The following is a 13,090-nucleotide window of genomic DNA, read 5'->3' on the forward strand; positions in this document are numbered from 1 at the left end:
CCGGGCGACGACGGGGGGACGGTGGCGGCACAGGGTGCGCCGGTGGCGCGCATGAGGGTCACGAACGACACCGAGGAGGTCGGTCGACACCGGCGGCGGCCGCCCCTGGTCCGGAACGGCCCACGCCTACGAGCCCTTCGAGGTCGAACAGCGGCCGGGGTCGGTGACGGTGCACACCAACGGCAACCTCGGATACGTCACCGACCTCGACGGCAACGAGATCGACTGCGCCCACCGCAGGCCCGGCGGCCCCGGAACCGGCTGAGGCCTGCCGGGCCACCGCCGACCGGGCACGCCCACCCGGTCAGGCGCCCGCCGGCTCCTCCTCGACCGGGACGTCGTCGCCGACGAAGCCCGGCAGCCACTCCTCCAGTTCCTCCCGCAGCCGGACCGTCGCGCCGAGCTGGCACAGCACACCGATCGTGCTCAGGGTCACCCGGTGGATCAGCAGGTAGGCCGGCGGCAGATTGAGCCGCTTGCCCAGCTGATATGCGGGGGAGCGCGGGTCGGCGACACGGGCGGCCTGACCGCGCATCCAGGAACGGGTGAACGTGAAGGAATCCACCCGGGCCGGCTCGATGATCGGCAGCAGGTAGTCGAGGACCGCGTCGGGTTCCAGCTCTATGGACTCCTTCACGAACCCTTCCTCGCAGAGGAGTTCGTAGACCCGCTCGGCCTCCCCGTCCAGCGTCAGCCGCAGCGAGACACCGATCGGCAGGGGAAGCCCGCCGGGCAGGCGGTCGACCGTGCCGAAGTCCAGGACGCCCAGCCGCCAGTCGTCCTCGCCGGCCGGGCCGCCGGGCAGCAGCCGGAAGTTTCCCGGATGCGGGTCGGCGTGCAGCAGACCGGTGCGGGCCGGCCCGGAGAACAGGAAGCGGGCGAGGAGCTGCCCCGCCCGGTCGCGCTGCTCGGGGGTGCCGTCGGAGATGACCTCCGACAGCGGGATGCCGTCGATCCACTCGGTGACCAGCACCTGATCGCACTGGTGCACCACCGCGGGGACGACCACGTCCGGATCGGCGGCGAACACGTCCGCGTGCGCGCTCTGGGCCTGGGCCTCCAGCGCGTAGTCCAGCTCCTCGGAGACGCGGTCCTTCAGCTCCGTGATCAGCGGCTTGATGTCCATGCCCGGGATGAGCGGTCCCAGCAGCCGTGCGAAGCGGCTCAGTTGCGTGAGATCGGAGAGCAGGGCCTCGCCGGCCCCCGGGTACTGCACCTTGACGGCCACCTCACGGCCGTCGTGCCACACCGCGCGGTGCACCTGGCCGATCGAGGCAGCCGCCGCCGGCTTGTCCTCGAACTCCTCGAACAGATCACGCCAGTCCGGACCGAGCCGCTCCTCCAGCACCGCGTGCACCGTGCGGGTCGGCATCGGGGGCGCCGCGTCCTGGAGTTTGGTCAGGGCCGCACGGTAGGGGCCGGCGATCTCCTCGGGCAGCGCCGACTCGAAGACGGACAGCGCCTGCCCGAACTTCATGGCACCGCCCTTGAGCTCGCCGAGCACCTTGAACAGTTGCTCCGCCGTGCGCTGTTGCAGCTCACGGCCGACGATCTCCGCGGACTCGCCCACGATCCGCTTGCCCAGCCCCCAGGTCGCCCGCCCGGCGAAGCCGAGCGGGAGCGCGGCGAGCTTGGCGGTCCGGGTGACCGCCTTCCGGGGAAGATCAGACATGCGCCCTCCAGGTCCCAGTCGGCCGCGCCGCGCCTGCTTCGCTTCGTCGCTTCGCGGACGGCCGTTGCACCGCCATTGTCGCGCGTGGTCGTCCATCGGTTGAGAAGTGCTCCGTTTTACCACTCTCCCTCCCTCTCTCCGCCGCACCGCAGCCGCATGCCGGGTGGGGCCGAACCGGCCGGGAATGCCAGGTCAGACCGGGTGCGGACACCTCCCAGCGGGTCCCGGTGGCGGCCGGCGCCCCGCCGTCGAGGAAGGCCAGGGCGTGAGCCGCGGCCAGTCCGGAGACCGCCGTGGCCAGGGTCAGATCACAGGCGCCGATCCGGCGGGCCCGGCCGGATCCCCACTGGGAGATCAACCGGGGCCAGACCGGGTCGCGGTCCGTGCGGTCCTCGTGCAGACAGCCGGCGCAGCCCGACTCGCCGGGCAGGACGAGCGGCCCGACGACCCCCGTGCCCTCCACGACGCCGGCGTACAGATGGGGCGTCCCGGAGGCCAGGAGCGGCTCGGCGGTGCGCGGATCCGGGGCGTGCACCGCCACGTCGTCCCGGGGCGCGAGGATCACCAGGGAGAGACCGGGGTCCGCGGCGCCGGAGCCGGAGCCGGGGGAGCGGGGGCGGCGCGGCGGCCGGTCCGGTGCCGCGCGGCGGACCGCGGCCCGCGCCGCCGTGTCGCGGCGCTCGCCGACGGACTCCGCCGGCAGGCCGCCCGGTGCCACGTCCCAGGGTTCCACGCGGCCGTCGTCCCGCACGTCGATCTCGCCGACACCGGCGCCCGACAGCACCGACGCCAGCAGCGCGCCGACCCGGCCGGCGCCCCGCACCTGCACGCGCAGCGCACGGCGGGCGGCGAGCCGGGCGAGCGCCCCGCCCGGCTCGGACGTGGTCAGGGTCAGCGAGGCGAGGTCGGGACGCAGCCGCCCCAGCACCTCCCGCTTCTCGCGCAGGGCGTCCGCGTCCGGTCCCCCGCCGCGCGCGTCGTCCACCAGGCCGGCCCCGGCCAGCCGCTCCACCAGGGCGTCGACCCGTCCGTCGGGCAGGCCCGAGCGGCGGGCCTCCTCGCGCAGCAGGGGCAGCCCGCGGGTGCCGTCGAGCAGGTCCAGGAAGCCGCCCGTCGCCCTGTCCAGCGGCCCCAGCGTCAGCGCGTGCGCCGGGGTCATCCCGAACTGCACGGTGTCCAGGTCGCGCCAGCCGCGCCGCAGCGCCGGCTTCACCATCGGATGCATGACTTGCCCCCGTATCCGTAGAAACACCCGGAACATCCGTCCGCCGGGGGAACCGGTCACGCTCCGCCGACGCCTGCCAGCATGCCCGGCCCGTGCGCCCGGTGCCGGAAGTTGTCCACAGGTGTGGGGTATTTGTCGTACTGATCAGTCGTGATGAATGACCGTAAAGCGGCCACCCGGGCCGGTCGTACGAATCAGACGCATGGTGGGGCGTCGACATTCCACCGTCCCCGAGCCGGGACTTCGGCCCTGCCCACCGGGTAACGTCGGGGCGTGCCCGCCGACCCACTGCACCGCGCCGGAAACCCACAGCGCAGTACGACGAGCCAGCCGCCCGGCGGCTCGAAGGCGAGCGCGATCGAGGTACGCAGGAGTGCCCGGCGCCGCCGGACCGTCTCCGCGTACCGCGAGGGCGATCGCACCGTCGTGCTGATCCCCGCCCGGATGTCGAAGGCGGAGGAGCAGCGCTGGGTGACCGTCATGCTCGACAAGCTCGCCGCGCAGGAGAGCCGTCGGCAGCTGGGCGACGGCGAGCTGGCCGAGCGCGCCGCGCGCCTGTCGGCCCAGTACTTCGACGGCCGGGCCCGGCCCGCCTCCGTGCGCTGGGTCACCAACCAGAACACCCGCTGGGGCTCGTGCACCCCGGCCGAGGGCAGCATCCGGCTCTCCCACAGGCTCCAGGGGATGCCGGAGTACGTCGTCGACTACGTCCTGTGCCACGAGCTCGCCCATCTGCTGGTGCCCGGTCACGGACCCGACTTCTGGCGGCTGCTGGAGTCCTACCCGCGCACCGAGCGCGCCCGCGGCTACCTCGAAGGGGTCGTCGCCGCGCAGCGGCTGCCGCACCTGCCCGGCGCACGGGACGAGTGAGGCTTCCGGGCCCGCCCGCATGAGCGGCCGGGTGCGATTGTGTACCGGGTCTGTACCGACCGGGCCCGACCGGGGCCGATGTCGGCCATTGCCGTTAGCCTGGCGCGACGCAATCGCATTCGGGATGGGGGACGGTCGTAACGCATGGCCAGGGAATTCCAACGCGGCCACAAGGCCAGGATCAGTGACCTCACGGCGGGCACGGATCTGTACGTAGGCGTGCAGATCTCCGGCCCCGGACTGACCTTCGACATCAGCTGCTTCGGTCTGGACGCCGACGAGCGCCTGTCGGACGACCGGTACTTCGTCTTCTTCAACCAGCCGAAGACCCCGGAGGAGTCCGTCCAACTGCTGGGTGCCCAGTCGGGCGACACGGAGTCCTTCCGGGTCACGCTCGACCGCATCCCCTCGCAGATCCGCAAGCTGTCCTTCACGGCGACCCTCGACGGCGCCGGACAGATGTCGCAGATCGCCCCCGGATACCTGCGCATCGTGGCGGGCGGTGAGGAGGTCGCCCGCTACTCGTTCAGCGGTGCGGAGTTCTCCACCGAGCGCGCCGTGATGCTCGGCGACTTCTACTTCAAGGACGGCTGGCGTTTCGCGGCCGTCGGCCAGGGCTTCGACGGCGGCCTGGACGCGCTGCTGAAGAACTTCGGCGGCGAGGTGCTGGAGGAGGAGACCCCGGCCGCCCCGCAGGCCCCGCAGTCCGGCGCGGCGCCCGGCTTCGCCCCGCCCGCCCAGGCCGCCGCACCGCCCTCGTTCGGCGCCCCCGCCACCCAGCCCGCCCCGGCCGCCCCCGCGCCCCAGCCCGCCGCACAGGGCTTCGCGCCGCCGCCCGGGCACACTCCGCCGCCGGCCCCGGCACCCGCGCCGAACATGCACGGCGCGCCGACGGTCATCGCCCCGCTGCACCAGCCCCCGGCGGCACCGTGCCGCCCCCGGCCCCGGCGCCCGCGCCCTACGGCCAGCCGCCCCAGCAGCCGCCCTACGGTGGTCAGCCCGGCGCGCCCATGCCTCCCGGCTACGGCCAGCAGCAGCCCTCCTACGGCGGCCAGCCGACCGCTCCCATGCCCCCGGGCTACGGCCAGGTGCCCGGTCAGCAGACCGCCCCCTACGGCGTGCCGCAGGGCGCGCCCCAGGGCGGTGCCGGTGTCACGGCCGCGCTCCAGGCGTTCAAGGAGACGCCGACCGGGCAGCGCTGGACGCAGCAGAACAAGAAGCTCATCCGCGTCGACCTCGGCGTCGGCGGACAGCCCGTGCTCGCCCGGCAGGGCAGCATGGTGCTCTACCAGGGCAAGGTGGACTTCAGCTACAAGGGCGCCGGCTTCGCCGGACGGCTCGTCGGCAACGCCACCGGCCAGGAGATGCAGCTGATGCGCTGCACCGGCCAGGGCCAGGTGTTCCTCGCGGAGAACTCCACCCACCTGCACCCGGTCGAGCTCCAGGGCGACGCGATCTGCGTGTCCGCGGAGAACGTCCTCGCCTTCGACGAGAGCCTCCAGTACGAGGTCCGCCGCGTCGAGGGACACGGCATCCCGGGCGGCGCGCTGTTCACCATGCAGTTCCAGGGCACCGGCACGATCGTCGTCAAGACGCACGGCACCCCCGTGGTCCTGCCGGTCACGCCGACCACCTTCGCCGACTGCAACGCGGTCGTCGCCTGGTCGGCCGCGTCCCAGGTGATCGTCTCCAGCCAGGTCCGCATGCGCCGCAACGCCTATCCGGGCGACACCGGCGAGAGCGTCAACCTGCAGTTCCGGGGCGCGCCCGGCAACTTCATCGTGGTCCAGCCGTACGAGGTCTGAGGGAGCCCGTCATGAACCAGCCGCTCGCGGGCTACGCCCCCGCACCCGTCACCGCCCGTATGGAGAACCACGGCAACCACATGCTGAAGGTCGCCATGCAGACCGGCAACGACCTCCTCGCGCGCGTGGGGTCGATGGTCGCCTACGAGGGCTTCATCCAGTACGAGCCCAACCCGCCGGCCGTCCGCCAGATCGCCCGCGACTGGATCACCGGCGAGGGCGCCCCGCTGATGAAGTGCTCCGGCGACGGCCTGCTCTACCTGGCCGACTACGGCGCCGACGTCGTCGTGATCAACCTCAACGGCGACGGCATCTCCGTCAACGCCACCAACCTGCTCGCCTTCGACGCCCACCTCAGCTGGGGCGTGGAGCGCGTCAAGGGGCTCGCCAAGTTCGCCGGGCAGGGCCTGTGGAACACGAAGATCTCCGGGCAGGGCTGGGTCGCGCTGACCTCCCGCGGCAAGCCGATCGTCGTGGACTGCGGTGGCGGCGAGGACGAGACGTACGTCGACCCGGACGCGCTCGTCGCCTGGTCCCCGAACCTGAAGGTGAAGGGCAAGCGCAGCTTCAAGGCGCAGTCGCTGATCGGCCGGGGCAGCGGCGAGGCCTACCAGATGGCCTTCTCCGGCCAGGGCATCGTCGTCGTCCAGCCCAGCGAGGACAGCACCGACCGCCTCCGAGTCCGGGGCTGAGGGGGAGCCAGAACACCATGCAGAGCCCGCTTTTCGCGCACAACGACCTGCAGACCCAGGAGCGCTGGAGTCTGCAGAACAAGCAGATGCTCCGCGTCACCCTCGAGGGCCACGACGACATCCTCGCCCGCAAGGGCACCATGGTCGCCTACCAGGGGCTGGTCGAGTTCGACGCCGAGTACCGCAGCAACAACCAGGCACGCGCGCGTGCGCACACCGGCGAGGGCCTGGACCTGATGCGCTGTCACGGACAGGGCACGGTCTACCTCGCCAACCTCGCCCAGCACGTGCACGTCATGGACGTCGAGCAGGACGGGCTGACGGTCGACAGCTCCTACGTCCTCGCCATGGACTCCTCGCTGCACCACGAGGTCATCGCCGTCGACAGCCTCTACGGCATCTCCGGCTCGGGGAAGTACCAGCTCAACATCACCGGACGGGGCAAGGTCGCCCTGATGACCTCGGGCGCCCCGCTGCTCATGCAGGTCACGCCCGACAAGTACGTCAACTGCGACGCGGACGCGATCGTCGCCTGGTCCACCGGGCTGCGCGTGCAGATGCAGGCGCAGACGCATTCCTCCGGCGTGTGGCGCAGGCGCGGCAGCACCGGCGAGGGCTGGGAGCTGAGCTTCATGGGCTCCGGGTTCGCGCTGGTGCAGCCCAGTGAGCTGCTGCCGCCGCAGAACGCGGCGATCGGGCAGGGCCTCGCGGCCCAGTTCGGCATGGGGCAGCACGGGGCCCGTGGTCAGAACCAGGGCAACGTCTGGAGCTGACCGTCCGGCGAACGGACGGGAGAGGGCGGCCGCCGGTGCGGCCGCCCCTCACCCGTTCACAGCCGGGCGCGCGTCGCCTCCAGCAGTCGTACGACGGACTCGTCGGCCACGTCCGCCACCTCGTCGTAGGCGAACCAGCGCACGTCCAGCGACTCGTCGCTGATCGCGTGCTCGGCGCCGGGCGGGGCCAGGACCGCGTACTGCACGTCGTAGTGGCAGTGGCACGGCGGCGGGATCGGGTGCCGGTCCAGGCGCACCGGGCCGCCGGGCAGCAGGGTCAGCCCGGCGACACCGGACTCCTCGGTCGCCTCACGCAGGGCCGCCGCCTCCAGGCTGTGGTCGCCCGGCTCGCAGTGGCCGCCCATCTGGAGCCACATCCGCAGCTTCCGGTGCAGCGTGAGCAGCACCCGGCCGCGCTCGGGGTCGATCACCAGGGCGCTCGCCGTGAGGTGCCCGGCGTGACAGGCCTTCCACAGGCCGTCGGGGTGGGTGGCGAGGTGGTCCAGGTAGGCCTGACGCAGCTCCTCCTGGCCCTCGTACCCCTTGAGGACGAGGACCGCGTCGTCGTGGAGGCTCACTCGGTGCCGTCGCCCTCGGTCTCGTCGTCCTTCTTGCGCAGGTCGGGCTTGCCGGCGGAGCCGTCTGCCGCCTCGCCGAGCATCTTGTCCAGCTCGGAGAAGTCCATCTGCTCGCGGTGCACGAAGCCGTCCGGGTCGTCCAGGTCGGTGGCCGTCGGCAGCATGTCCGGGTGGTGCCACAGGTCGTCCCGGCCGTCGACACCGCGCGCGTCCGTGAGCGAGGCCCACAGGCGGGAGGCGTCACGCAGCCGGCGCGGACGCAGCTCCAGGCCGATCAGCGTGGCGAACGTCTGCTCGGCCGGACCGCCCGTCGCGCGGCGGCGGCGCAGGGTCTCGCGCAGGGCGTCGGCCGACGACAGACGCGGCTTCGCGGCCGCGTGGACCACCGCGTCCACCCAGCCCTCGACGAGCGCCAGAGCGGTCTCCAGACGCGCCAGGGCGGCCTTCTGCTCGGGCGTGTCCTCGGGCTGGAACATGCCCTGCTGCAGCGCGTCCTGCAGCTGCTCGGGGTTCTGCGGGTCGAACTGGCCGACCACGTCCTCCAGCTTGGCCGTGTCGACCTTGATCCCGCGCGCGTAGCCGTCGACCGCGCCGAACAGGTGCGAGCGCAGCCACGGCACGTGCGCGAACAGACGCTGGTGGGCGGCCTCGCGCAGGGCCAGGTAGAGCCGCACCTCCTCCTGCGGGACGCCGAGGTCCTTGCCGAAGGCCTCGACGTTGGCCGGCAGCAGCGCGGCCTTGCGGGCCGGGCCCAGCGGCAGGCCGATGTCGGTGGAGCCGACGACCTCGCCCGCCAGCACGCCGACGGCCTGGCCGATCTGCGTGCCGAACATGGCGCCGCCCATCGAGCGCATCATGCCGATCAGCGGGCCCGCCATGGCCTGCATCTCCTCCGGCAGGACGTCGCCCATGGCCGCGCCGACGCGCTCGGCGACCGGGTCGACCAGCTCCTGCCAGGCCGGCAGGGTCGCCTCGACCCACTCCGCGCGGGACCACGCCACGGCGGACGCGGAGCCCGACGGCAGGGACGTCGCGTCGTCCAGCCACAGGTCGGCCAGGCGCACGGCCTCCTCGACCGCCCGGCGGTCCGCCGGACCCACGCTGGCGTCCTTCGTGCCGTCCGGGGCGCCCTGGGCGACCGTCTGGCGGGCGATCTGCTTGGCCATGTCCCAGTTCACCGGGCCGCCCTCGTAGGAGAGCATCTGGCCCAGCTGCTGGAACGCGGCGCCCAGGTCGGTGGGGTTCAGGGACCCGAACATGGCTGCGAGCGGATTGTCGGCACCGGGGGCGCCGAAGCCCCCGGCCCCGGGCGCACCGCCGAAGCCGAACGGGTTGGCCGGGCCCTGACCACCACCGCTCTGCTGGTCCTTCTTCTTGCCCTCGTCGCCGTCCTCCGGCTCCTCCGGCGGAAGGCCGAAACCGAATGGGGTGTCACTCACGGGATTCCTCGGCTGGTAAGGCCACCGGTCTCTCCCGGCGGCGCGGCTGCCCGACGTCACCACCCAGCGTAGACACCCCGACCCGATCGGGCCTCGGTGCTTCGCCCACGGAAGGCCTGCGGCAGGATGGATGCACCTGGTACGTACGCGTCACTCGCGCCCGTACTGAAGACAACCGCTGGAGACGCCCGGTGAGTTCCCCAGATCCGCAGGTTCGCGCAGCGCGAAACCTCTCAACCCCTCCCGCGGCGCGCGGGCCCGTCGTCGCGGTCACCGGCGCCGCCACCGGGGTGGGCGCCCTGCTCACGGAGCGGCTCGCCGCCTCCGGGGAGATCAAGAAGGTCGTCGCCATCGACGAGCGGCGCGGGGACTGCGCCGACGCCCAGTGGCACATCCTCGACGTCCGCGACCCGGCGATCGCGGACAAGCTGCGGGGCGTGGACGTGGTCGTGCACCTCGCGCTCGACCTCGATCTGGAGACCGATGCGGCCGCCCGCACGGCTTACAACGTCCGGGGGACCCAGACCGTGCTGACGGCCGCGGCGGCGGCCGGGGTGCCCCGGGTGGTGCTGTGCACCTCCGCGATGGTCTACGGCGCGCTGCCGGACAACGAGCTGCCCCTCTCGGAGGACGCCGAGCTGCGCGCGACGGCCGAGGCCACGGGCGTGGGCGACCTGCTGGAGATCGAGCGGCTGGCCCGGCGCGCGCCCCGGGCGCACCCGGGTCTGAACGTCAGCGTGGTCCGGCCCGCCGTCCTGGTCGGCGGCACGGACACGGCTCTGACCCGGTACTTCGAGTCGCCCCGGCTGCTCGTCGTCGCCGGATCCCGGCCGGCCTGGCAGTTCTGCCACGTAGAGGACCTCTGCGGCGCGCTGGAGTACGCCGTCCTGGAGAAGGTCGACGGGGAGATCGCCGTCGGCTGCGACGGCTGGCTCGAGCAGGAGGAGGTCGAGGAGCTGAGCGGGATCCGGCGGATGGAGCTGCCGTCGGCGGTCGCGCTCGGCGCCGCGGCCCGGCTGCACCGGATCGGGCTCACCCCGTCCCCGGCGGGGGACCTGGCCTACACGATGTACCCCTGGGTGGTCAGCGGGAGCCGGCTGCACGACGCCGGGTGGCGGCCGAAGTGGACCAACGAGGAGGTCCTCGCGGAGCTGCTGGAGGAGGTCTCCGGGCGGCACACGGTCGCCGGCCGGCGCCTGGGGCGCAAGGACGCGACGGCCGCGGGCGCGGCGGGCGCGACGGTGGCCCTGCTCGGTGCCGCCGCCGTGGTCCGGCGGGCCCGGAAGGCGCGGCGGCGGGTGTGAGGACCGCGGCCCGCGCGTGCCGGAGCGTCCTGTAGGACGCTCCAAACCCCTGTGCGCGCGGGACTGGTGAATCTCGTATACCGGGATGTCACACGCGTGCGGCACGATGGGAGACATGGCACACGCGAACGAGCACCCCGGTGAGCAGGCCGCTCAGGATCCCGTCAAGCTGATCGGCGTGCGGGAGACCGCGCTCTCCGTCGACGAGGTGTTCCGGGCCGTCGGGGACGAGGCGGCCGGCGGCATCGCGCTGTTCGTCGGGACCGTGCGCAACCACGACGGCGGCGCCGACGTGGACGGGCTCGGGTACTCCTGCCATCCCAGTGCCGAGGCCGAGATGCGGCGGATCGCCGAGAAGGTCGTCGCGGACTTCCCGGTGCGCGCGCTGGCCGCCGTCCACCGTGTGGGTGACCTGCGGATCGGGGACCTCGCCGTCGTGGTCGCCGTGGCGTGCCCGCACCGCGCGGAGGCCTTCGACGCCTGCCGCAGGCTGATCGACGACATCAAGCACGAGGTCCCCATCTGGAAGCACCAGAAGTTCTCCGACGGGACCGAGGAGTGGGTCGGCGCCTGCTGACCGCGCCCCACGGGGCGTCACGTTCGGCCAACCGGGCCAAGCGGTTGCGTAACCGGCACCCTCACGTGAGCGTTGTCAGTGCGAATGGTTAATCTGCTGATCAGTCAGTCGCAGACGCTCTAGGGGTTGGGAGGTCGGCATGGCGGCTCTCGCCTGGTTGCTGATTCCGATGGTGGCTGCGATAGCGGCCGGACTGTGGGGCAGTTGGGCCAACCGGACGCGCAAGGTGCGCAGCGACGGTCCGGAGCTCGACGGGTACGCCCGGTTCCGCGCGGCCATGGAGAAGACGGACTCGGGCGCGCGCGAGGCGTGACGAGGCTGCCCTGACGGTGCGCTGACACAGCCGTCCCGTACTGTCATGGCATGCCACGCCGCACCGCGACGATGCTCGCCTCCACCCTGATGCTGATCGCGCTCCTGTGCGCCGGAGTGCTCATCCCCGTGCCGTTCTCGGAGATGTCCCCCGGCCCGACCGTGAACACGCTGGGGGACCACGACGGCGAGCCGGTGCTGCAGATCTCCGGGCACAAGACCTATCCGGCCGACGGTCATCTGAACATGACCACGGTCCGGGTCACCAGCGCGGACTTCCGGATGAACCTGGTGGAGGCCGTCTACGGATGGCTGGCCCACGACAGCAAGATCGTCCCGCACGACACCCTCTACCCGGACGGCAAGACCGAGGAGCAGTCCTCCCAGGAGAACGCCGAGGAGTTCAGCCAGTCCCAGGAGAGCGCGAAGGTCGCCGCCCTGAAGGAGCTGGGCGTCCCGGTGAAGTCCTGGGTGATCGTCTCCACCGTCGTCAAGGACTCCCCGGCCGAGGGCCGGCTGCACGCCGGTGACGTGATCAAGGCGGTGGACGGCACGGCGGTCAAGCAGCCGTCCGACGTCGCCAAGTTGGTGACCAGGCACAAGGCCGGTCAGAAGGTCGTCTTCACCGTCGTCCCGGCCAAGGAGCAGGCCGCCGCCGAGAAGGCGAACAAGGCGGCGACGAAGACCCAGGACGTCGCCATCACCACGGCGACCTCCCACGACACCGGGGCCAAGCGGGCCATCGTCGGGATCTCCGCCGGGACCGACCACACCTTCCCGTTCTCCATCGACATCAAGCTCGCCGACGTCGGCGGCCCCAGCGCGGGTCTGATGTTCGCCCTCGGGATCTACGACAAGCTCACCCCGGGCGACCTCACGGGCGGCAAGTTCGTCGCCGGCACCGGCACCATCGACGACAACGGCACGGTCGGCCCGATCGGCGGCATCGAGATGAAGACCGTGGGCGCGCGCAGCAAGGGCGCCCAGTACTTCCTGACGCCGGCCGAGAACTGCGCGGCCGCCGCCAAGGACACCCCGAGCGGGCTCACCCTGGTCAAGGTCAGGACGATCGGGGACGCCCTCGGCGCGCTGAAGGACATCCGCGGCGGGAACACCGCGGCCCTGCCCAAGTGCACCACCAAGGGCTGAGCGGGCCCTGAGCACGGCTGGGGGCGCCCCGCACATCCGGGGCGCCCCCATCGCCGTACCCGCCGGACGTCAGTCCGCGAACGTCGAGGACAGGGCCTGCGCGAGCCCCGGAACCAGGTCGGGGCCGGTCAGGACCTCCGTCGAGGAGTCCTTCTCGCGCAGCCGGAGCGCCGACTCGCGGGTGCCGTCGCGCAGCACCGCGACGGTCATCCGGACCTCCTGGCGCTCGGGGTGATCGGACACCCACTTGGCCAGCTTGGCCTCGCTCAGGCCCTGCGGGACCTGCGCCTCGGCGGACGGCGGCAGCATCAGGCGCTCCACCGTGAGCGCGCAGCCGGCCACCGCGTCCGGCCAGGCGATGGTGCCAAGGAACTCGTCCAGCGGCTTTCCGGACGGGATCTCGTCCTGCTCGATCGGGGTGAGACCGGTGGTCTCGGATTCGTTCTCCAGGCCCAGCTGGGCCGCGAGCGAGGGTTCCTGGGCCCGCAGCCGTGCGGTGTCGACGAGGGCGAAGAGGCGAGCGGGCTGGTCCCAGCCGAGGCCGGAGGCGTACTCGTCGATCTCGAGTACGGCCCGGGTGAGCGGGTTCGCTGCCATGGGAGTGTTGGACATGGTCACAATCCTGCCTCGTTCCCGCCCGGAATCGGGAACCGAGTAAACCGTGAGTAAGTTGCATAGGTGTGGGCCCACGATC

Annotated in this window: 12 protein-coding genes and 1 pseudogene; 8 read left to right on the forward strand and 5 right to left on the reverse strand. The window is 72.5% G+C overall.

Features of this window, described 5'->3' with window-relative positions; translation table 11 throughout:
* Window positions 1–304 precede the first annotated feature (304 nt).
* Window positions 305–1,672, reverse strand: a complete 1,368-nt coding sequence (locus tag N8I86_RS25020; RefSeq protein ID WP_123436740.1) for an ABC1 kinase family protein — start codon at window positions 1,670–1,672, stop codon at window positions 305–307.
* Window positions 1,665–2,897: a TOMM precursor leader peptide-binding protein gene (locus tag N8I86_RS25025; protein WP_263278761.1), complete on the reverse strand. Its 1,233-nt coding sequence runs from the start codon at window positions 2,895–2,897 to the stop codon at window positions 1,665–1,667. Before N8I86_RS25025 ends, N8I86_RS25020 begins: the two co-directional genes overlap by 8 nt.
* A 273-nt stretch (window positions 2,898–3,170) precedes the next feature.
* Here N8I86_RS25025 and N8I86_RS25030 point away from each other — a divergent pair, with 273 nt between their 5' ends.
* The 4 genes and pseudogenes from N8I86_RS25030 (at window position 3,171) to N8I86_RS25045 (ending at window position 7,037) form a co-directional block, all read left to right on the forward strand.
* A complete protein-coding gene (locus tag N8I86_RS25030) occupies window positions 3,171–3,767 on the forward strand; it encodes a M48 metallopeptidase family protein (RefSeq protein WP_073889339.1) in 597 nt (198 codons plus the stop codon).
* A 144-nt stretch (window positions 3,768–3,911) separates the two neighbouring features.
* Window positions 3,912–5,572 (forward strand): annotated as a pseudogene (locus N8I86_RS25035) (TerD family protein).
* Window positions 5,573–5,583: 11 nt separating this feature from the next.
* A complete protein-coding gene (locus tag N8I86_RS25040) occupies window positions 5,584–6,264 on the forward strand; it encodes an AIM24 family protein (RefSeq protein WP_123436737.1) in 681 nt (226 codons plus the stop codon).
* Window positions 6,265–6,281: 17 nt separating this feature from the next.
* Window positions 6,282–7,037 carry an AIM24 family protein gene (locus N8I86_RS25045; protein WP_263278762.1) on the forward strand — a complete coding sequence of 252 codons (756 nt, stop codon included), beginning with the start codon at window positions 6,282–6,284 and terminating at the stop codon, window positions 7,035–7,037.
* A 56-nt stretch (window positions 7,038–7,093) separates the two neighbouring features.
* Here N8I86_RS25045 and N8I86_RS25050 read toward each other — a convergent pair whose 3' ends face one another.
* Window positions 7,094–7,615, reverse strand: a complete 522-nt coding sequence (locus N8I86_RS25050; protein ID WP_263278763.1) for an NUDIX hydrolase — start codon at window positions 7,613–7,615, stop codon at window positions 7,094–7,096.
* Window positions 7,612–9,054, reverse strand: coding sequence for a zinc-dependent metalloprotease (locus N8I86_RS25055; protein WP_123436734.1), 1,443 nt, complete (start codon window positions 9,052–9,054; stop codon window positions 7,612–7,614). The genes N8I86_RS25050 and N8I86_RS25055 overlap by 4 nt, the downstream gene beginning before the upstream one ends.
* Window positions 9,055–9,245: 191 nt before the next feature.
* On the opposite strand from N8I86_RS25055, the gene N8I86_RS25060 reads away from it, so the two are divergent.
* The 4 genes from N8I86_RS25060 (at window position 9,246) to N8I86_RS25075 (ending at window position 12,396) form a co-directional block, all read left to right on the forward strand.
* Window positions 9,246–10,358: an SDR family oxidoreductase gene (locus tag N8I86_RS25060; RefSeq protein WP_073889347.1), complete on the forward strand. Its 1,113-nt coding sequence runs from the start codon at window positions 9,246–9,248 to the stop codon at window positions 10,356–10,358.
* Between the two features lie 115 nt (window positions 10,359–10,473).
* Window positions 10,474–10,935 (forward strand): molybdenum cofactor biosynthesis protein MoaE, encoded by a 462-nt coding sequence (locus N8I86_RS25065; RefSeq protein ID WP_073889348.1) that lies wholly within the window; start codon window positions 10,474–10,476, stop codon window positions 10,933–10,935.
* 169 nt (window positions 10,936–11,104) lie between these two features.
* On the forward strand, window positions 11,105–11,248 hold the full coding sequence (locus N8I86_RS25070; protein ID WP_185091614.1) for a hypothetical protein: 144 nt from the start codon (window positions 11,105–11,107) through the stop codon (window positions 11,246–11,248).
* A gap of 50 nt (window positions 11,249–11,298) precedes the next feature.
* Complete coding sequence (locus tag N8I86_RS25075) at window positions 11,299–12,396, forward strand: YlbL family protein (protein WP_185091246.1); 1,098 nt, start codon at window positions 11,299–11,301, stop codon at window positions 12,394–12,396.
* Between the two features lie 69 nt (window positions 12,397–12,465).
* Here the strand turns inward: N8I86_RS25075 and N8I86_RS25080 are convergent, their stop codons facing one another.
* Window positions 12,466–13,008, reverse strand: coding sequence for a PPA1309 family protein (locus N8I86_RS25080; protein WP_073889349.1), 543 nt, complete (start codon window positions 13,006–13,008; stop codon window positions 12,466–12,468).
* Window positions 13,009–13,090: the final 82 nt, after the last annotated feature.

It is taken from the genome of Streptomyces albidicamelliae (assembly GCF_025642175.1).
Taxonomy (GTDB): Bacteria; Actinomycetota; Actinomycetes; order Streptomycetales; family Streptomycetaceae; genus Streptomyces; species Streptomyces albidocamelliae.